This is a genomic window from Shinella sp. OV683 (assembly GCF_057787725.1).
Genome location: NZ_CM173543.1, coordinates 3878233 through 3896561, shown reverse-complemented (window position 1 = coordinate 3896561; position 18329 = coordinate 3878233). Strand labels below are relative to the sequence as shown.

Annotated in this window: 19 protein-coding genes; 16 read left to right on the top strand and 3 right to left on the bottom strand. The window is 59.2% G+C overall.

Annotated elements, in window-relative coordinates; all coding sequences use genetic code 11:
* Positions 1-233 precede the first annotated feature (233 nt).
* From ACXHRN_RS18915 to ACXHRN_RS18900, 4 genes are all read left to right on the top strand, one after another.
* On the top strand, positions 234-1280 hold the full coding sequence (locus ACXHRN_RS18915) for a LacI family DNA-binding transcriptional regulator (RefSeq protein WP_488637850.1): 1047 nt from the start codon (positions 234-236) through the stop codon (positions 1278-1280).
* A 136-nt stretch (positions 1281-1416) separates the two neighbouring features.
* Positions 1417-2610, top strand: coding sequence for a CaiB/BaiF CoA transferase family protein (locus ACXHRN_RS18910; RefSeq protein ID WP_488637849.1), 1194 nt, complete (start codon positions 1417-1419; stop codon positions 2608-2610).
* Positions 2611-2715: 105 nt separating this feature from the next.
* Positions 2716-3024, top strand: coding sequence for a Dabb family protein (locus tag ACXHRN_RS18905; protein ID WP_488637848.1), 309 nt, complete (start codon positions 2716-2718; stop codon positions 3022-3024).
* A gap of 3 nt (positions 3025-3027) precedes the next feature.
* Positions 3028-4287, top strand: coding sequence for a glycerate kinase type-2 family protein (locus ACXHRN_RS18900; RefSeq protein WP_488637847.1), 1260 nt, complete (start codon positions 3028-3030; stop codon positions 4285-4287).
* A gap of 7 nt (positions 4288-4294) precedes the next feature.
* Here ACXHRN_RS18900 and ACXHRN_RS18895 read toward each other — a convergent pair whose 3' ends face one another.
* Entirely contained in the window at positions 4295-4981 is a 687-nt protein-coding gene (locus tag ACXHRN_RS18895; protein ID WP_488637846.1) for a TetR/AcrR family transcriptional regulator, read from the bottom strand.
* Between the two features lie 152 nt (positions 4982-5133).
* Here ACXHRN_RS18895 and ACXHRN_RS18890 point away from each other — a divergent pair, with 152 nt between their 5' ends.
* From ACXHRN_RS18890 to ACXHRN_RS18865, 6 genes are all read left to right on the top strand, one after another.
* Positions 5134-6348 (top strand): efflux RND transporter periplasmic adaptor subunit, encoded by a 1215-nt coding sequence (locus ACXHRN_RS18890; RefSeq protein WP_488637845.1) that lies wholly within the window; start codon positions 5134-5136, stop codon positions 6346-6348.
* The gene (locus tag ACXHRN_RS18885) at positions 6345-9494 is read left to right on the top strand and encodes an efflux RND transporter permease subunit (protein ID WP_488637844.1); all 3150 of its coding nucleotides are present in this window, start codon (positions 6345-6347) and stop codon (positions 9492-9494) included. The genes ACXHRN_RS18890 and ACXHRN_RS18885 overlap by 4 nt, the downstream gene beginning before the upstream one ends.
* Before the next feature lie 56 nt (positions 9495-9550).
* The gene (locus tag ACXHRN_RS18880; protein ID WP_488637843.1) at positions 9551-10222 is read left to right on the top strand and encodes a TetR/AcrR family transcriptional regulator; all 672 of its coding nucleotides are present in this window, start codon (positions 9551-9553) and stop codon (positions 10220-10222) included.
* A 119-nt stretch (positions 10223-10341) separates the two neighbouring features.
* A complete protein-coding gene (locus ACXHRN_RS18875) occupies positions 10342-10668 on the top strand; it encodes an SH3 domain-containing protein (protein ID WP_488637842.1) in 327 nt (108 codons plus the stop codon).
* A gap of 92 nt (positions 10669-10760) precedes the next feature.
* Positions 10761-11507 carry a creatininase family protein gene (locus ACXHRN_RS18870; RefSeq protein ID WP_488637841.1) on the top strand — a complete coding sequence of 249 codons (747 nt, stop codon included), beginning with the start codon at positions 10761-10763 and terminating at the stop codon, positions 11505-11507.
* Between the two features lie 253 nt (positions 11508-11760).
* Complete coding sequence (locus ACXHRN_RS18865; RefSeq protein WP_488637840.1) at positions 11761-14364, top strand: bifunctional diguanylate cyclase/phosphodiesterase; 2604 nt, start codon at positions 11761-11763, stop codon at positions 14362-14364.
* Positions 14365-14416: 52 nt separating this feature from the next.
* Here ACXHRN_RS18865 and ACXHRN_RS18860 read toward each other — a convergent pair whose 3' ends face one another.
* Together ACXHRN_RS18860 and ACXHRN_RS18855 are read right to left on the bottom strand one after the other, a co-directional pair.
* Entirely contained in the window at positions 14417-14983 is a 567-nt protein-coding gene (locus ACXHRN_RS18860; RefSeq protein WP_488637839.1) for an RNA polymerase sigma factor, read from the bottom strand.
* A gap of 1 nt (position 14984) precedes the next feature.
* Positions 14985-15188: a NepR family anti-sigma factor gene (locus tag ACXHRN_RS18855; protein ID WP_488637838.1), complete on the bottom strand. Its 204-nt coding sequence runs from the start codon at positions 15186-15188 to the stop codon at positions 14985-14987.
* A gap of 215 nt (positions 15189-15403) precedes the next feature.
* On the opposite strand from ACXHRN_RS18855, the gene ACXHRN_RS18850 reads away from it, so the two are divergent.
* From ACXHRN_RS18850 to ACXHRN_RS18825, 6 genes are all read left to right on the top strand, one after another.
* Positions 15404-15568 carry a DUF1328 domain-containing protein gene (locus ACXHRN_RS18850; RefSeq protein ID WP_488637837.1) on the top strand — a complete coding sequence of 55 codons (165 nt, stop codon included), beginning with the start codon at positions 15404-15406 and terminating at the stop codon, positions 15566-15568.
* Between the two features lie 456 nt (positions 15569-16024).
* Positions 16025-16183 carry a DUF3309 family protein gene (locus ACXHRN_RS18845; protein WP_488637836.1) on the top strand — a complete coding sequence of 53 codons (159 nt, stop codon included), beginning with the start codon at positions 16025-16027 and terminating at the stop codon, positions 16181-16183.
* Positions 16184-16264: 81 nt separating this feature from the next.
* Positions 16265-16612 carry an ElaB/YgaM/YqjD family protein gene (locus ACXHRN_RS18840; protein WP_488637835.1) on the top strand — a complete coding sequence of 116 codons (348 nt, stop codon included), beginning with the start codon at positions 16265-16267 and terminating at the stop codon, positions 16610-16612.
* Positions 16613-16614: 2 nt separating this feature from the next.
* Positions 16615-17022 (top strand): hypothetical protein, encoded by a 408-nt coding sequence (locus ACXHRN_RS18835; protein WP_488637834.1) that lies wholly within the window; start codon positions 16615-16617, stop codon positions 17020-17022.
* Between the two features lie 38 nt (positions 17023-17060).
* Positions 17061-17309 (top strand): hypothetical protein, encoded by a 249-nt coding sequence (locus tag ACXHRN_RS18830; protein WP_488637833.1) that lies wholly within the window; start codon positions 17061-17063, stop codon positions 17307-17309.
* 151 nt (positions 17310-17460) lie between these two features.
* Complete coding sequence (locus tag ACXHRN_RS18825) at positions 17461-18270, top strand: response regulator (protein WP_488637832.1); 810 nt, start codon at positions 17461-17463, stop codon at positions 18268-18270.
* The last annotated feature ends 59 nt before the right edge of the window (positions 18271-18329 follow it).

The window sequence follows — 18329 nt, the reverse complement described above, 5'->3', positions numbered from 1 at the left end:
CTCACTGTCAGGTTTGACGCGGTTATATGTTGAATCGTTTAAGTTCGTCTTAACCGCATGTTATATCTATTGGAAAAAGCCGACATTGTTCGTCCGGTATCATCGCTGCAAACATCGGGATTTTAACCTCACGCCGTATTTTTTCTTGCCTATATGATGAATATCCTGATGATCACACGTGATTTGGACATGGCATCCGAATGCACGACGTCATGCTGGAGGCCCCGATCGCAGTGAGTGAAGTTCCCATCGTTCCCCGCAAAGCCCGGCGGAAATCTTCCGGTGTGACGATGGCGGAAGTTGCCGCCGCCGCCGGTGTTTCCATGCAGACGGTTTCCCGTTTCCTGCGCTTTCCCGATACGGTGACGGCTGAGACCAGCCGATCGATAAAGCAGGCGATCGACAAGACCCACTACGTCCACAATCTTGCCGCCAGCCATTTGGCATCGGCGCGCAGCAATGCGGTGGCGGCAATCATCCCGACACTCTCGGCCTCGGTGTTTGCCGAGACTATCCAGCATTTTTCCGAGTGCTTGCATGCTGCCGGCTACCAGATCTTCCTGGGAAACACCGACTACAGTTCCGACCGAGAGGAAGAAGTTATCCGCAGCCTGCTCGGGCGTCGTCCGGACGGCCTCTTCGTCATTGGCACAAGACATACCAAGTCGGGCACCGAGCTATTGAAACGGGCCGGCATCCCGGTTGTCGAAGGCTGGGACATGACCTCGCGACCGGTCGACCGGCTGGTGGGTTTTTCCAATTCCGATGCGATCGCCGAGATGGCGCGTTATCTCAACGAAAGCGGCCGGCGACGGATCGTTTTTGCCGGCGTCTTGCGGCGTGGTGACAACAGAGCCAGCGAGCGCAGGGACGGTTTCGTCGAGGCCATGCAGGGGCTTTGCCCCGGCGAGCCACCGCGTCTCGTCATTGCCCATGAATCCGACCTCGGCATGGCAGCCGGCGTGAACCTGCTGCTGGAATGCCGCAAGCAATATCCGGACGCCGACGCCATCATGTTCTCAAGCGACGTTCTGGCTTCGGGTGCGGTGCTCGAATGCGCGCGTTGCGGCATAGATGTCCCCGGCGAGATCGCCATCACCGGTTTCGGTGATTTCGAGCTGGCGCGTCATCTCAATCCCTCGCTGACGACAGTTGCCATTCCCGCCGCAGAGATCGGCCGCGAGGCTGGCCGGCTCTTGCTCGAAGGTATTCAAGGCAAGCTGTCGACCGACAAGCGCATCGATGTCGGCTTTCAACTGATGATCCGCCAAAGCTCATAGAACGATAGCCGTTGCTTACCTAGGAATGTTCTTCGTGAGAAAATGTTAGCGCTCACTCTTGACTTGATCTCTGCTTGTCGTACCCTGCTGAAAAACTGGGGGCTCAGCCTCTCGACAAGATTTGGAGGAAATATCGATGGGTGTATTGTCGGGATATCGCGTGCTGGATTGCTCGATTGCCATGGCGGGTCCGTTTGCGGCCCAGCGGCTGGGTGATCTCGGCGCCGATGTCGTCAAGGTCGAGCCGGTAACCGGCGAGTGGCAGCGGCATGTGGCGGCAGGCGGTGCGACCGGCAACAAGGTCAATGTGTCGTTCCTGTCGCTCAACCGCAACAAGCGCTCGCTGGCCATCGATCTGAAGGCCCCCGAAGGCAAGAAGATCCTGATGGAACTGGTCAAGACAGCCGACGTCTTCCTGCAGAACTATCGGCCCGGTGTCGCTCAGCGGCTCGGTGTCGATTATGACAGCCTTTCGGCGATCAATCCCAAGCTCGTCTATGCCTCGATTTCGGGCTATGGCGAATCCGGCCCTTATGTGAACTGGCCGGGACAGGATCTTGTGCTGCAGGGCCTTTCGGGCGCCATGCTGTCGGCCGGCCGCGAAGGCGAACCGCCAACGGCGGCCGGACAATATCTCGTTGACGCGATCACCGCCTACACAGCCTTCGAAGGCGTGTTGGCCGCGCTCCTACACCGTGAACGGACGGGCGAGGGGCAACTGGTTCAGGTCAACATGCTCGACGCGATCACCACGATCCAGATGCAGGAGCTCTCGGTCTTCACCGTCGGGGGGAAGCAGCAGAAGCGCTCGGCCGAGCCGCATGCGCATGTCTTCATCCGCGCGCCTTATGGTGCTTTCGCGACGACCGACGGGTTCATCATCATCTCGTTTCCGAAGCTGAAGACGCTGGGCGAGGTCATTGGCGAGGAGAGCTTCCTCGCCATGAATGACGAGGTCGACACCTGGACCCGTCGCGACGAGATTTTCGCCAAGACCCGCGACAAGATCAAGACGAAAAGCTCGGCCGAATGGCTGGCCGCCCTGCGCGCCGCCGACATCTGGTGCGGCCCGGTCTATGGCTATGCCGATCTCGTCAAGGATCCGCAGATCGTCCACAACGGTACGTTTGTTGAATACGACCATCCGACCGAAGGCCACGTGAAGACGCCGGGCTTTCCGATCAACTTCTCCAAGACGCCGTCCACGGTCGATCGCGGGGCGCCGGTCACCGGACAGGATTCCAGCGATATCCTCAGGGAAGCCGGCTATGACCAGGCAACAATTGATCGGCTAGCGGCTGAAGGCGTGATTGCCATGGGCGAGGTTTGATCAAGCGGCGGATAATTTTGACGCTCGCGACACTTCGCGCGCGATCAAAGCTTGACTGATAAGGCGGATCGGATGGACTCACCGACAGGATTTCGGGAGGGAAACATGATTCGCCATTTCGTCGCCGTAAGATTCAAGGACAGCGTCACTCCAGAGACCAAGGCCGCCTTGTTCAGCGAGCTTGACGCTCTGCGCCAGCATGTCGAGGTCAAGGCTTTCCATGCCGGGCCGAACATCTCGCCGGAAACGCCTGTGGTGCATGGCTTTCTCGATGCCTTCTGGTTCGATTTTGCCGATGAGGCGGCGCGCGACGCTTATCTCGTCCACCCCGCCCATCAGGTGGTGGGCGCGAAACTAGTCGCCAACGCCGTCGATGGCCCCAACGGCATCCTCGTCGTCGATATGAAGGTCTGACCGATGCTCGAGGCGAAACCATTCCTGACTTCTCTTTTTAACAAAGCGGTGGAGGCTGCTGATCCCGAACGGGCCATCTTGCCCTTCCTGCCCGAAAAGCCAAAGGGCCGCACTGTCGTCATCGGTGCCGGCAAGGGCTCGGCGCAGCTTGCCGCTGCACTCGAAAAGCATTGGGATGCACCACTCGAAGGCATGGTCGTCACCCGCTACGGCTATGGCTGCCCGACCAGTCGTATCAAGGTTTTCGAATCCGCCCATCCGGCACCCGACGAGAACGGCATCGAAGGAGCGCGGCTTCTATTTAAGACACTGGAAGGCCTGACGGCGGACGATCTGGTGATTGCGCTGATATCGGGTGGAGGTTCGGCACTATTGCCATCGCCGCCGGAAGGGCTGACGCTGGCTGACGAGATCGCGCTCAACAAGGCACTCTTGGCATCCGGCGCGCCCATCTCCGCAATGAATACCATCCGCAAGCATGTTTCCGGCATCAAGGGCGGCAGGCTGGCCAAGGCTGCGTATCCCGCCCAAGTCGTGTCCCTTATTGTGTCGGACATTCCGGGAGACAATCCTGCGCATGTTGCCTCGGGTCCAACGGTGCCGGATCTTTCGACGCCGGAAGATGCGCTGGTTGAGATCAGCCGCTATCGCATCGAGCTGCCCGAAGCGGTGCTCGCACACATCGCCTCTGCACGCTCGCACGCGCCTCTACCTTCCGATCCGGCCTTCAGCCGCAACACCTATCATCTCGTCGCTTCCGCCGCCGTGTCGCTGGAAGCCGCTGCTGCCGAGGCCGAAAGGCAGGGCATCTCGGCCCATATTCTGTCCGATGCGATCGAAGGCGAGGCGCGGGAAGCCGGCCGCATGCATGCCGCGATCGCCCGCGAGGTGCTCAATCGCGACCGGCCGTTCAACAAGCCGACGCTGCTGCTTTCGGGGGGAGAGACCACAGTCACCCTGCGTGGCAAGGGCAAGGGCGGCCGCAACTCGGAATTCCTGCTGGCTTTCGCGCTTGGTATCGCAGGGTTTCAAGGCATCGAGGCGATGGCCGCCGACACCGATGGTATCGATGGCAGCGAGGACAATGCCGGAGCCTTTGCCGACAGTACGACTGTCGCGCGATTGATCGCCGCCGGGCAGAACCCGGCCGGATTGCTCGACAACAACAATGCCTGGACTGCTTTCAACGCCATCGGTGACCTCTTCGTGCCGGGGCCGACCGGCACGAATGTCAACGACTTCAGGGCGATCCTGATCCGTTAGCCGGCCCTTATGCCCCGGCCTTTATACCATTGACGAAGTAGCGAATGCACTGGCGCATATAGGCCTTGCGATCGCCATGGTCGGGCCACTCGGCCCCGGTCCCGGTCTTCAATGCCACGGCTCCGAACATCATATCCATCAGGATCGATGCCGCAGCGGTGGGGTCGGCGACCTTGATCATCCCGAGTTCGTTCGCCTTTGCGAGCCACGTCGTCAGCTGTGCCTTGGTTCGGTCGGCCCCATGCGAGCGCACGATTGCCCCAAGTTCCGGCGATTGCCGCGCCTCGATGATTGCCAGCTGGATGAAGCCGATCCGCTGGCGCTCGAGTTCCGGATCGATATCGATCAGGAAGACCTTTTCAAGCTGCTCCTCGATCGATTTCGCCGGATCATGTTCGGGAAAGCTCAGCATCATGTGTCGATGCGCCTCGACCATTCCGGCAAACAGATCCGTCTTGCCCGGAAAAAGCCGATATAGTGTGCGTTTCGATACGTGGCACTCGGCGGCGATGTCGTTCATCGTGGTTGCGGCATAGCCGTGGCGGACGAACAGCGCGAGCGCGGAGTGGACGATGAGGGTTCTTTGCGCCTCATCGGACCGAACCTTCGGGCGTCCGCGACCGCGTCGCGGCTCGCCCTCCTCGATCGGGAGTGTATCTATGGGTACTTCAATTTCATCATGTGCCAGCTTCATGCTGCGCGCCCCCAAGGCCATTGACAACTAATCTTCATCGATTAATAACGGTACTCGCAGGTTTCGTAAATCATGTTTTCACGGAACGAAGCTTGCGGGCCCTGCGTCACGTATAATCGCGTATGGTTAATGGCAGGTATCTGAAGGAATTTATGATGTCGCGACTGATGAAACTCTCGGCGATTGTTCTTTTGATGGCAGCATCGGCCTGCAGCGACCAGGCCACGACACCCAAGGGATCACCCGGCTTCGATCCGAATGCCGCCATCGAAGTCGGCGTCGTAACGCTGAAGGCGCAGTCGGTGGCGCGCTTCACCGAACTGCCGGGCAGGGCCGTTTCTTTTGCGACAGCGGAGATCCGGCCCCAGGTCGACGGCATCGTCCGCGAGCGTCTCTTCAAGGAAGGCGGGCCGGTCAAGGCCGGCGATACGCTGTTCATGCTCGACGATGCGAAATTCCGGGCGACCTACGCCGCTGCCGCCGCCGTCGTCCAGAAAGCGGAGGCCAGTTTGCAGGGGGCCAATGACACATTGGCCCGCAATGAGGCGCTGGCGCAATCCAACGCTGTCAGCACCCAGGTCTTGCAGGATGCCAAGACCGCGCAACTTCAGGCCAACGCCGATGTCGAATCCGCCAAGGCTGCTCTCGAGACGGCGCGCATCAACCTCGATGATGCGACGATCACGGCGCCGATTCCCGGCATCATCGGCAAGTCGAGCGTCAGCGTCGGCGCGCTCGTCACCGCAAACCAGACGGATGCGCTGGCAACCATTCGCCAGGTCGATCCGATCTACGTCGATCTGGTCGACAGCAGCGCCAACCTTCTGCGCATTCGCGACCTCGTCCGGGCCGGTAAGCTCGCCCGGCTATATGACACGCCGCCCAAGGTGACTTTCATGCTGGAAAATGGCGAGACCTATGACAAGCAGGGCGAAATGTCGCTTTTCGATATTGTCGTCAGCGAGACGACGGGAACGTTCTCACTGCGAGCGACAGTCGCAAATCCGGATCGTGTCATCATGCCGGGCATGTTCCTGCGTGCCAGCGTTGATCTTGGTCTGATGCCCGGTGCGTTCGTTGTGCCGCAACGCGCGGTCAGCCGCGATGCTGCCGGCGAGGCAACCGCCTTTTTCGTCGGCAAGGATGGCAGGGCGCAGCAGCGCGTGCTGGAGACCGACGGCGTTGCCGGCAATGACTGGATCGTTTCCAAGGGTATAGCCGACGGCGACAAGTTGATCGTCGATGGCTTCCAGAAGATCCGCACCGGCTCTCTCGTCAAGCCGCTGGAAGTGGAAATCGATGCCGATGGCGTCATCAAGCAGACCCTGCCTGCCGCCGCAGCCGACGACAGCGAGGCCGGCAAATGACCTTGGAGAACACGTCCCAGCCGTTCCGCAAGAACGCGCTTGCAAGCTTTTTCATTGCCCGGCCGATCTTCGCGATCGTGCTGGCCGTAGCCACGCTGCTTTCGGGCGTGCTTGGCATCTATTCGCTTTCGATTTCCCAATATCCGGACATCGCCCCGATCACCGTGCGCATTAGCGCCACGTATACAGGCGCGACCGCCGAAGCGGTCGAGAATTCGGTAACGACCAAGATCGAAAACGCAATGACCGGCCTCGACGGCCTGCTCTATATGGAATCGAGCTCCACCACCGGTTCGGCATCCGTATCGCTGACCTTTGACAACACTGCCGATCCGGAATTCGCCCAGGTCGAAGTACAGAACAAGTTGGCCCGCATCCAGTCGCAATTGCCCGACGCGGTGCAGACGGCGGGTGTCACTGTCTCCCGCGCGCCCTCGGGCATCCTGATGATTGGCAATATCGTTTCCACCGATGGGCGCTACACGTCTGCCCAACTCGCCGATATCATGTCGAGCCGCATCGAGGATCAAATCCAGCGTGTCGAGGGCGTCGGTTCCATCCAGTCATTTTCATCAAGCTATGCCATGCGCATCTGGCTCGATCCGATGGCGATGCAGAAATACCAGTTGATCCCGAGCGACGTATTGTCGGCGATCTCGGGTCAGAATGTTCAGGTCTCGGCCGGCTCGATCGGCGCGACGCCAGTCGTCAAGGGCCAGCAACTCACTGCGACCGTTGTCGCCCAGACCCAGCTCGATACGGTTGACAAGTTCAAGACGATCCGCCTGAAAACGGCAACCGACGGCTCGATCGTACGCCTGCGGGATGTCGCTCGCGTCGAACTCGGGCTGGAAACCTACGGCAAGACCGCCACCTTCAACGGCAAGCCGGCATCCGGCTTCGGCGTCCAGCTCGCGAGCGGCGCCAATGCGATTACCACGGCGCGGGCTGTGCATGCCGAGCTCGACAAGCTCGCACCGTCGCTGCCCGAGGGCGTCGAAGTCGCTTATTCCTACGAGACGACGCCATTTGTCGAACTGTCGATCGAAAAGGTGGTCGAGACGCTGATCGAGGCGATCGTGCTCGTCTTCATCGTGTTGCTGGTCTTCCTGCAGAATTTCCGCGCTACCCTCATTCCGATGATTGCTGTACCGGTGGTGCTGCTGGGGACTTTCGGCGTGCTCGCGGCGTTTGGTTACTCCATCAACATGCTAACGATGTTTGCGATGGTGCTGGCGATCGGCCTGCTCGTCGACGATGCAATCGTCGTTGTCGAGAATGTCGAACGCATCATGACCGCTGAAGGGCTCTCCGCGCGCGAGGCGACCGAGAAGTCGATGGGCGAGATCACCAGCGCGCTCATCGGTGTCGCGCTGGTCCTGACCGCAGTTTTCATCCCCATGGCATTCTTCTCAGGTTCCGTCGGCGTCATCTACCGGCAGTTCTCGATGACCATCGCCAGCGCCATGATTCTCTCGGTGCTTGTCGCCATCATCCTGACGCCGGCCTTGTGCGCTATGATGCTGAAGCCGAGTCACGGCACCGGCATTTCACGCTGGTTCGGCTGGTTCAACCGCGGTTTCGAACGCGCGACCAATGGCTATGTCGCAACGGCACATTCGGCAATCCGTCGGCCGCTGCGTTCCTTTCTCATCTTTGCAATTCTGCTGGGCGGGGCCTATGCGCTGTTCACCAAGCTGCCGACCTCGTTTCTGCCGGAAGAAGACCAGGGCGTGCTGATGACCCAGATCGCCCTGCCGTCCGGCGCCAATGCGGCCCGCACCCAGGCGGTCATCAACATGGTCGAAAAATACTATCTCGAACAGGAAAAGGATGCCGTCCAGAGCGTGTTCATGACGCTCGGCTTCAGCTTCAATGGTACTGGCGAGAATGCCGCCATGGGTTTCGTGCGGTTGAAGGATTTCTCCCTGCGCACCGATAGCAGGCTTTCGGCAGCGGCGGTCTCGGCGCGTGCCTCGGCGTATTTCAGCAAGATCCGCGACGCCCAGATTTTCGCACTCGCTCCACCTGCCATCCAGGGTCTCGGCCAGACCAATGGCTTCTCCATGTATCTGGTGGATAGTGGCAATCTCGGGCGTGCAGCCCTGACTGAGGCCAGCGCGAAGCTCTTAGAGAAGGCCGGCAATACGACGACCGTTGCCAATGCCCGCACCAATACGCGCGAACCCGAAAGCCAGCTGAAGATCGACATCGACCAGGAAAAGGCCGGCGCGATGGGCGTTGACATCGCTGCGGCCAATGCACTGCTCTCGACCGCCTTCTCCGGTACCTATATCAACGACTTCGTCTACAATGGCGAGATCAAACCGGTCTATGTTCAGTCGGACGCACCTTACCGCATGCAGCCGGATGACATCTATCGTTGGTATGCCCGCAACATGTCAGGCGAAATGGTTCCTTTCTCTGCCTTCACCACCACGAGCTGGATGGAGGGCCCCACGTCGCTTTCGCGCTTCAATGGCACGGTAGCAATCGGCATCAGCGGCTCTGCAGCCCAGAATGCCAGTTCGGGCGATGCGATGTCGACCATGGTGGGCTTGGTAAACGAGATCGAGGGTGGTTTTACATCCTCATGGACGGGGCTCTCGTTCCAGGAAAACCTGGCTGGCTCCCAGGCGACCATGCTCTACGCTGTCTCGCTGCTCGTCGTCTTCCTGTGCCTGGCGGCCCTCTACGAGAGCTGGTCAATCCCGCTTGCCGTACTGGCCGCGGTACCGATTGGCGTGTTCGGCGCGTTGCTGGCGGCATGGCTGTTCGATCAATCCAACGACGTCTACTTCAAGGTCGGCCTGCTCACGACGATCGGGCTGAGCGCCAAGAACGCCATTCTGGTCGTGGAGTTTGCCCGTGAGCTGCAACACGGCGGCAAATCAGTGCTGGATGCTGCGTTGGCGGCCGCGCGCATCCGTCTCCGGCCGATCATCATGACATCGCTTGCCTTCATCCTCGGCGTGCTGCCACTGGCAATCGCCTCCGGTGCCAGTTCGGGAGCCCAGAACGCCATCGGCATCGCCGTGATGGGCGGCATGATCGCGGCCACGGTGATCGGAATCTTCTTCGTTCCGCTGCTGTTCGTCTCGGTGTCGTGGCTGTTTGGCCGACGGGAAGCTGTCATCAACAAATGATGCGGGAAACCGCAGCAGGCGGTTTCCATCGCCTGCTTTTCATGCCACACAGAATCATGGTGAAACGGACTGAGCCACAGAGGGAAGGGCTCGCCGTCAGGAGGAACCTTCCCGCACATGAGCGTAAGCAGGCGATGCTGGATGCTGCACTGGATATTTTTTCCGAAAAGGGCATGAGCATCACCGTCCAGGAGCTGGCAGACCGGGTCAAAGTCACCCAGCCCCTTGTCCATCGCTACTTTCCTGCCAAGACCGATCTCATTGCCGCGGTCATGGATACGCTTCAGAATGCGCATTGGGACCCCGAATGGAATGCGACGTTGACCGATCGCACCCGTCCCCTCAATGAGCGCATCGTCACCTTCTACCGCAGCTATCTGCCGCATATCTTCAACGATCGCTGGTATCGCGGCTTTCTCTTTGCGGCGCTCGAGGATCCGGTCTTTGCGCAAACCTACATCGCCCACATGAGCGGCGAGTTGTTTGACGTCATCATCAGCGAGACCCGCATCCATTTCGGATTTCCGTCCGTGCAGGAGGTTCCGGTTTGCGAGCGCGAGATAGAGCTGGTCTGGGGCATGCATTCGACATCCGTCTATGTCGGCATCCGCCGCCACGTCTATCACGTGGCGGTATGCGCCGATATCGATACGACGGTCTATGACCAGATGCGCGCCTACCTGATGATCGCGCCCGTGGTCATGGCAGAGATCATGCCGAAGGGCTGATGTCGTCGGCTGGAAGAATCTTCGCTCATGGAACCATTTCCTCCTGTCAAGCATTCTTGTCGCAGAAATTGCGAATTCGCTGAACTGACGGGAAACGTCGGTCATCGGGAGAAACGAAGATGCTTATCCGTACGCTCTCTGCATCGATTCTGGGTATCGCATTGCTGGCCAGCGCAGCACACACCGAAGATTCCGTTCGCTCGGAAGACATCGCGCTGGCGAAGAATTCCATGCGCCTGCTGGGCGGTCCGTCGATGGACTATCCGCGCATCGGCATCATCACCTGGGGCCAGGGTGTCACGGTGTTGGGTTGTCAGGCCGGCGGCGAATGGTGCGAGGTTATCGCCGATGGCCAGCGCGGCTGGGTGCCCGGTGCAAAGCTGACCTGGCCGACCAACGCACGTAAACAGATGGATCCGGCGAGCGAGCTTCGGGTGACCATCTGACGCGATCAGATCCACACTATTAATCTTGACGTGGGCACACCCTTCCGTGAGGCTGAAGCTGATACTGTTTCAGTCTTATTGAGGAGATTTTCATGCGTTTCGAATTGATGCTTCCACACCAGATCCGCCAGGCGATATCGGAGGACTGGCCGGTCGTCATGCAACTCGGCGTGCTCGAATATCACGGCGAGCATATGGCGGTCGGCATGGACACGCTCGCCGTCACCAAGATCATCGACATCCTCGAACGCGAAATGCCGATGGTGGTGATGCCAGCCTGGTATTATGGCGCGGCGAGCTATGCGGTCGCCGGCCCGGAGGGCAAGGGCTCCCTGCATGTGGATGCCGAGAAGATCGTGCCGGTGGCGAAGGAAATATTCACGGGCTTGCTGCGTATCGGCTTTCGCAATATCCATGGTTTCATTCATCACCAGACCGAGAATTTCCTCACCGGCATGCCGACCGATCTTGCCTTCAAGTTCGCCGCACGACAGGCGATCTTCACATTTCTCGAGCGCGAGTGCGGCGAGGGTTGGTGGGGCGATGAAAAGCTCGCCGACTATTATGCCAAACAGGCAACCGGCAGCGATCCGTTCAACTGGATCAAGTTCCGCCCGTTGCTGACCCCGGAAATCAAGAAACACTATCCTTTCGACCACGCCGGCATCGGCGAGACATCGCTGATGATGTCGCTTTGCCCCGAGGCGGTCGATATGTCGAAATTCTCCGACAGCGAATGGTATACGCGCAGCGCCGCCGAAGCCTCGGTTGAATTGGGCGACAAGGGACGTGATCTCATCCTCGCCGAATTGCGCGATGTTTTGTCCGCGAAAGGCTGATTGCCAGCCAACGCCCGCAAACGCGTGGTTTCGGGCGTTTCTCCTTATTTTTCTTATATCTAACGCAAGGGATTCTTAAGGGAACTGTGTCAAATTCGTGACTGGGACGCTCTCATTGGGCCTGCATTTTTAAGTTTAGCGTGGTGCGGTCGCGTAAATGTCTAAGACAAATGTGTTACGGGGTAACGGTCCATCACCGTTCCAGCGTTTTTTTGCGTTACAGTATTTACCGGCGATCATAGCCATTATCGCAATGATCGGCATCCTCGTATACGCCGATTGGCTGAACCAGAACGGCGCGATCCGCAACAAGCGCAATGCAGTCGCCGAACAGATCGGCTTGATCCGCACCAAGCTCGAAGGCAATATCAACGGCAACATCCAACTGGTACGCGGCCTCGTCGGCGCACTCGAAGTCGATCCGGACATGGATCAAGGCGGCTTCACGCGCCTTGCCAGTAACGTGTTGGAAGGCACCTCACAATTTCGCAATATTGCCGTCGCCCCGAACTTCGTCGTGACGATGGTCTATCCCTATGGCGAAAACCAGAAAGTCATCGGCCTCGACTATATGAAGAACGACAGCCAGCGCGCCGCGGCGCTGCAGGTCAAGAGAACCGGCAAAGTCGTGGTGACCGGCCCGGTGAAGCTGGTACAGGGTGGTGATGGCCTGATCGCGCGTTTTCCCATCAACACGCGTGCCGCCTATGGCCAGACCCAGTTCTACGGCATCGCGTCGGCGGTCATGGATCTGAATACGCTCTACAGCGACAGTGGACTTCTGTCGTCGCAGCTTCCCGTCGATGTTGCGCTTTCCGTCATAAACAGCGCTGGAGAAACGACCCGGACTTTCTTTGGTGAACCTGCGGTGCTGAGAAGCGATCCTGTTCTTGCCACGATTCATATCGGTCATGAGAATTGGCAACTGGCGGCCGTGCCCAAGGCTGGCTGGGACCTGTCGCTCTATGAAATCTGGCGCTTCCGGCTGCTGTTGCTGTTCGGAGAACTCATCATCGTCCTGCCGATGCTGTGGGCTGGACGACTGATCGAGGAACGCCAGCGCAACGTCCACAAGCTTGCGCTGCATGAAGATGAAATGAAGGCGTTGTCCCATCGGCTGGAGACCGCGCTGGAAACCTCCAAGATCGGCGTTTGGGACTTCAATGTCACCACAGACCAACTGATCTGGGATGAACGCATGCGCGTTCTCTACGACGTGCCCCCTGCGCAGGCTGCGGTCGGCTATGAGGATTGGCGCAGCGTACTGCATCCCGATGACCTGCCTGCGGCGCAAAGCGAGTTCGCTCGGGCGATCGACACGGAAAGCAATTACCGCAGCGAATTCCGCGTGGTCTGGCGCGACGGCACTACCCATAACATCAGGGCGATCGGCACGGCCTATCGCGACATCCGCGGCAACCAGAAGATCGTCGGGGTCAATTGGGATGTCACCGAGGACTTCAAGCTGCAGGCCGATCTGCGCAGCGCCAAGCGTCAATCCGACGAGCAGAACAAGGAACTGGAACTGGCCCGGATGCGGATGGAAAGTGCAGCATTGCACGACGCGCTGACTGGTCTGCCCAACCGCCGCTATCTCGACCAGGTCATGCTCGAGGCGGATGGCGCGCATGGCGGCGCGACAGACATCACAGTCCTGCACATCGACCTCGACCGCTTCAAGGATATCAACGATACGCTTGGCCATGCCGCCGGCGACCTCATCCTGCGCCACGCAGCGAGTACGCTGCGCCAGAATATCCGCGACGACGACTTCCTCGCACGCATCGGTGGCGATGAATTCGTCGTCGTTTCCCGCAGCGAGCCGAAGGGGGACTATTTCGCTGATATGGCCGCGCGCCTGATCGAGGCCATTTCCAAGCCTGTCGACTACGAGGGCCACGAATGTCGCATCGGTGCCAGCATCGGTATCGCCTCGCGGCTGGACGAAAACGAGCGCGTCGAGCAACTGCTCGTCAACGCCGATATTGCGCTCTATGAAGCCAAGCGCCGTGGCCGCAATCGCGTCGAACGCTTTACCGATTCGCTGCGGCTGGTCGCCGTCAACACCAAGAAGACGGCCGATGAGATCCTGCGCGGCCTCGAGCAGAACGAGTTCGTCGCCTATTTCCAACCGCAATTCGATGCCCATACATTGGAGATCGTCGGTATCGAGGCGCTGGCGCGCTGGGATCATCCGACCAAGGGCATCCTGGGACCGGACGCCTTCCTCAGCATCGCCGAAAGCCTCAAGGTGGTCGCTGCTATCGACGATATCATTCTCAACCAGGCGCTCCTGCAGCATTATCGTCTGACGGCCAACGGCCTCGATATCCCGAAAGTGTCGGTCAATGTCTCGGCCCAGCGGCTGCGCGACGAAACCCTGATCGACCGTATCAAGGCCACCAATTTCCGCCCGGGGACACTGTCTTTCGAACTGCTGGAATCGATATCGCTCGACGGTCATGACGGCGAGCTGATCCCGCAGATCGAGAAGATCCGTGCGCTGGGCATCGAGATCGATATCGACGATTTCGGCACCGGCTACGCGTCCATCGTCACCCTCTTGAAGCTGACGCCACGCCGGCTGAAAATCGATAGGCAGCTGATTTCGCCGATCGTCGATTCACCGGCGCAACAGCAACTGGTGAGTTCGATCATCGATATCGGCCGTTCGCGGGGCATCGAGATCGTTGCCGAAGGTGTGGAAACCATGGAGCATGCTGCGATCCTGCGCGATCTCGGCTGCCATGTCCTGCAGGGCTATGCGCTCAGCCGACCGCTAAGCCCGGCCGCGCTTCTGACCTTTGCCAAGGAGCGCCGTTGGCTCGAAGGCCGGGTAGTGGCCAGAACCGGCTAAGGGCTTTTATTTTCGTTGGAACCGAACCGCGTCGCACGTTTAAGCGTAACGATCAGCCGACGAAGGTACGGCCGGTCACGGCGAGCGAACCTGAATCCGGCCCGAAGTCGGACTCTCCCTCGACATTCAGCAATTCGGCGAGACGGGTGCGCGCGCGATTGACGCGACTTTTGATCGTGCCGATGGCGCATCCGCAGATTTCCGCCGCTTCCTCATAGGAAAAGCCGGAAGCGCCGATGAGAATAATCGCTTCCTTCTGGTCGTCCGGCAACTTGTCGAGCGCCACCTTGAAATCCTGGAGATCGAGCGCGCCATACTGTCCCGGATGGCTCGAAAGCTGTTCGGTATAATATCCGTCGGAATCCTGGATTTCGCGGCCGCTTTTGCGGATCTGGCTGTAGAACTCGTTGCGCAGGATGGTAAACAGCCACGCCTTCATGTTGGTGCCGGGTTCGAAGGATGTCTTCTTGGCCCAGGCCTTCATGATCGTGTCCTGCACAAGATCGTCGGCGCGGTCATGCCGACCGGTAAGCGACACAGCGAAGGCGCGGAGGCTGCCGAGGCACCCCAGCATTGCCCGCTTGAAGTCCCTTTCAACGGCATCTTCCACTTCAGCCATTCTATTTGAGCTCCTCGACAGAGGGTTCCCTGATATCAAGTCGCTGGGCGCGTTCCGCTTGATCGAGTTTTTCAAGCAGGTCGAGAAGGCGCTCAGGGATCGCCTCCTCCTGCAGGGAGTCATAGTATTGACGTAGTTTCTTGGGGATTTCTCCCATCGGGCCGGGCAGTCCGGTTCCCTCCAATTCTCTAAAATCATCGGTCATTGCGTCTCTTGCTCGCAGTTCTGCCAAGTTATTTTTCGCTGAGGAACGTACTAGTCATCGAATGGTTCCACGCGCGGTCGCGTTCGTGTTAAAAAATCCCATGGAAAGGTAGGGGGTAAAAAACAGAGCCTGCGGCATGAGGCATATTGCTTGTAAACGGGAACCATAGCGTAGCTGGTGCATTTTGTCTCCGACAGTGATGAAAGGAGACGACCATGCTTTACTATGCGCTTTTATTCCTCGTGGTTGCAATCATTGCCGGTGTCCTCGGTCTTTCAGGCGTGGCCGGCGCTTCAGCGGGTATCGCCCAGATTCTATTCTTCCTGTTCCTCGCCTTCCTCGTCGTGTCCCTGATCGTCAGGGCGATCCGCAGCGTCTGACGAAGGTAAGGCAGGTTCGATAAAGGCCGGGCACTTCGCTCGGCCTTTCTGTTTGGCCTCGGCGATCCCGTAAAACTTGACATTCGAAGCGAGCGCTTCAGAGGACAAGCGACGCATCGGGCATGACAGTTCCCAAGTAGGAGGGAATCCCGCTGGAAAAAATTCCGATCTTTTTTGAGGTGGCGGAACCTTTTTCTCGACGGGCCGTTTTGGCAACAGCAAGCCGCAGATTCCCCTCATCTTCCGCTTGCTCAGGCGCCTCCTCCGCCCCGCCCCTTGCACTGTAGGCGCCTTATTGAGTGAACCGCTCCCGTCCCGCGGAGCGGTTCTCTCCTTCCTTTCCAAATCCAACAGTTCGATCTCGATCGTCGCGGTCGCTGCAGGGGAACAAAACTCCGGTCTCCGCGTTTCCGTTACCTCAACTGGCGGATGAATTTCTGAAGATGGAGCAACGCCGTGGCGGTTTCGACATTGCTTATTGTTGTGCTGATCCTATTGTTGATCGGTGTCCTGCCGGCATGGCCGCACTCGCGCAATTGGAACTACGGTCCCACCGGAATTGTTGGTGTTCTGCTGGTGGTCGTCGTCGTGCTGATGTTGATGAGGGTTGTCTAGCAACGCCCGACGCACGCACCAGATTTCGAAGCAGGCCGGCGCCCCAGACCGGTTGAAGCAACAACGAGCAAGGAGAAAGACATGGCAACGCCCACCAAGATTTTGCAGGACGCAATCAAGTCCAGCGGCACTCGCACCACGTCTGAAGATGTCGATGAGCGGATCGAAGAACTTCGCAACGAAATTGCAGCGCTCACCAAGACGCTCGCCTCTTTTGGCGCAACCAAGGTCGACGACTACAAGGCCGGTCTCGACCGGCTGGCTGCGGACGCAGCTGCCACCTCGGCGCGTGCATTTGAAGCTGCACGCAGCGAGGCAGTATCGCTTGAGGAGAGTCTCGAAACCCAGATCCGCGCCCGTCCGCTGCAGGCCGTCGGCATTGCCGTTGGCATCGGTTTTCTCGCAGCGCTCCTGACCAGGCGCGGCTGACCATGGGCGCACTCATTTCTGCGCTGACGTCTCGGCTTGAGTCATCCGGTGAACGGGTGATGCTGACTGTGGTGGGATATCTGGCGGTTATGCTGCTGCTTGTCGCCGCCTTCATCGCCCTGGTCTATGCCGGGGCGACGGCGGTGTCCCAGGCCTATGGCCCTGTGATCGCCGCATTGACGGTGGCCGGCTGTGCGATTCTGGGAGCACTGGTGATCATGGCCTGGCTCAACATGCGCAGAAGGCGGCTTGCGAGGCAGGCTCGGCTTCGTCATGGAATTGAGCCCGCCACTTTGACTGCGGCAACCACCGTCTTGCCCATGTTGGTTCGGGCCAGCCCGATGGGAACGCTGATTGCGGTCGCTGCAGCCGCCTACGTTATTTCGAAAGCCAGCCAGCGGCCCGATTGATCGGGCTTGATTGGCGCGTATCTCGAAAGGAAAGCAAGATGCTTAAGAAATTCAAGAATGAGCAGGTCGTCTCGATCCTGAAGAACCCTGAACTGTCGCGTTCGGACCGGATCAGGAAGCTGATGAAGTTGCGGGACGATGCGCGCGCCGAACAAAGGCTCGCATCTGAAGGCGGCGCGATCGATGATGACGGCCTCAACTCCAACCTTCGCGACGTCGAACTGGCCCTCGACCGGCTCGGCGAGACGCCGGCGGAAGCCGAAGGCAAGGGGCCGGCAACGCTCTGATGGCGGCATCCCGCAGATGGCGGATAGACCGAGGCGCGGCCGGCGATATTTGCCGGTCGCCAAAAAATTCGCAAGTGTTGGAACCCGATGAGAATCCACGCGTTGTGGATCGAGTAAAAGTGAGTTTCAGTTTCTTCACGGGAGAAATTTTATGACGCTGACTGAGCGCGTAGCCGCCCACCTGCCATTCTTGCGGCGCTTTTCTCGTGCGATTACGGGTAGCCAGACGTCAGGCGACGCATTTGTCGCTGCAACGCTCGAGGCCCTGATCGCCGACCTTTCGATTTTCCCCATGGCATCCTCCGATCGCGTGGCGCTTTACAAGCTCTACGTGCACATCCTGAAGTCTGCATCGATCGAGGTTCCGCAAACCCTTTCACCCTATGCCTGGGAAAAGAAGGCGATGGCCAATCTTTCCTCGCTGCCGACCGCCGCGCGGAATGCCTTCCTGCTGGTGTCCGTCGAGGATTTTTCGCGAGGCGAGACCGCAGAAATTCTTGGCGTCTCGCTCCATGAGGTGAAGAAACTGCTCGAAGAGGCGTCGAACGAGATTTCCGCCCATATCGCCACGGAGATCATGATCATCGAGGACGAGCCGCTGATCGCGCTCGACATCGAGCAGATCGTCATGGATCTCGGTCACACAGTCGGTGGCATCGCACGCACCCACAGCGAGGCGCTGGAACTCTATCGCAGGACCAGTCCGGGCATGATCCTCGCCGACATTCATCTCGCCGACGGCAGTTCGGGCATCGATGCGATCAACGATATCCTGAAGGTAGCAAGTATTCCGGTGATCTTCATCACCGCATTTCCCGAGCGCCTGTTGACGGGCGAACGGGCCGAGCCGACATTCCTGGTCACCAAGCCCTACAATCCCGACATGCTCAAAGCCTTGATCAGCCAGGCACTGTTCTTCAAGGAGAGTGCGTCATCGGCGCAGCGAGCATTGTCTGCCTGAGTGCAGTGTTTTTGGGGCGAATGCGGCGACCATCCGGATGCCGCACAAAAGGAATACCG

Excerpts from the sequence above, each read along its gene's own strand:
- ACXHRN_RS18910 (WP_488637849.1), top strand. The coding sequence starts at position 1,417 with ATGGGTGTATTGTCGGGATATCGCGTGCTGGATTGCTCGATTGCCATG.
- ACXHRN_RS18905 (WP_488637848.1), top strand. The coding sequence starts at position 2,716 with ATGATTCGCCATTTCGTCGCCGTAAGATTCAAGGACAGCGTCACTCCA.
- ACXHRN_RS18900 (WP_488637847.1), top strand. The coding sequence starts at position 3,028 with ATGCTCGAGGCGAAACCATTCCTGACTTCTCTTTTTAACAAAGCGGTG.
- ACXHRN_RS18895 (WP_488637846.1), bottom strand. The coding sequence starts at position 4,981 with ATGAAGCTGGCACATGATGAAATTGAAGTACCCATAGATACACTCCCG.
- ACXHRN_RS18890 (WP_488637845.1), top strand. The coding sequence starts at position 5,134 with ATGATGTCGCGACTGATGAAACTCTCGGCGATTGTTCTTTTGATGGCA.
- ACXHRN_RS18885 (WP_488637844.1), top strand. The coding sequence starts at position 6,345 with ATGACCTTGGAGAACACGTCCCAGCCGTTCCGCAAGAACGCGCTTGCA.
- ACXHRN_RS18880 (WP_488637843.1), top strand. The coding sequence starts at position 9,551 with ATGGTGAAACGGACTGAGCCACAGAGGGAAGGGCTCGCCGTCAGGAGG.
- ACXHRN_RS18875 (WP_488637842.1), top strand. The coding sequence starts at position 10,342 with ATGCTTATCCGTACGCTCTCTGCATCGATTCTGGGTATCGCATTGCTG.
- ACXHRN_RS18870 (WP_488637841.1), top strand. The coding sequence starts at position 10,761 with ATGCGTTTCGAATTGATGCTTCCACACCAGATCCGCCAGGCGATATCG.
- ACXHRN_RS18865 (WP_488637840.1), top strand. The coding sequence starts at position 11,761 with ATGATCGGCATCCTCGTATACGCCGATTGGCTGAACCAGAACGGCGCG.
- ACXHRN_RS18860 (WP_488637839.1), bottom strand. The coding sequence starts at position 14,983 with ATGGCTGAAGTGGAAGATGCCGTTGAAAGGGACTTCAAGCGGGCAATG.
- ACXHRN_RS18855 (WP_488637838.1), bottom strand. The coding sequence starts at position 15,188 with ATGACCGATGATTTTAGAGAATTGGAGGGAACCGGACTGCCCGGCCCG.
- ACXHRN_RS18850 (WP_488637837.1), top strand. The coding sequence starts at position 15,404 with ATGCTTTACTATGCGCTTTTATTCCTCGTGGTTGCAATCATTGCCGGT.
- ACXHRN_RS18840 (WP_488637835.1), top strand. The coding sequence starts at position 16,265 with ATGGCAACGCCCACCAAGATTTTGCAGGACGCAATCAAGTCCAGCGGC.
- ACXHRN_RS18835 (WP_488637834.1), top strand. The coding sequence starts at position 16,615 with ATGGGCGCACTCATTTCTGCGCTGACGTCTCGGCTTGAGTCATCCGGT.
- ACXHRN_RS18830 (WP_488637833.1), top strand. The coding sequence starts at position 17,061 with ATGCTTAAGAAATTCAAGAATGAGCAGGTCGTCTCGATCCTGAAGAAC.
- ACXHRN_RS18825 (WP_488637832.1), top strand. The coding sequence starts at position 17,461 with ATGACGCTGACTGAGCGCGTAGCCGCCCACCTGCCATTCTTGCGGCGC.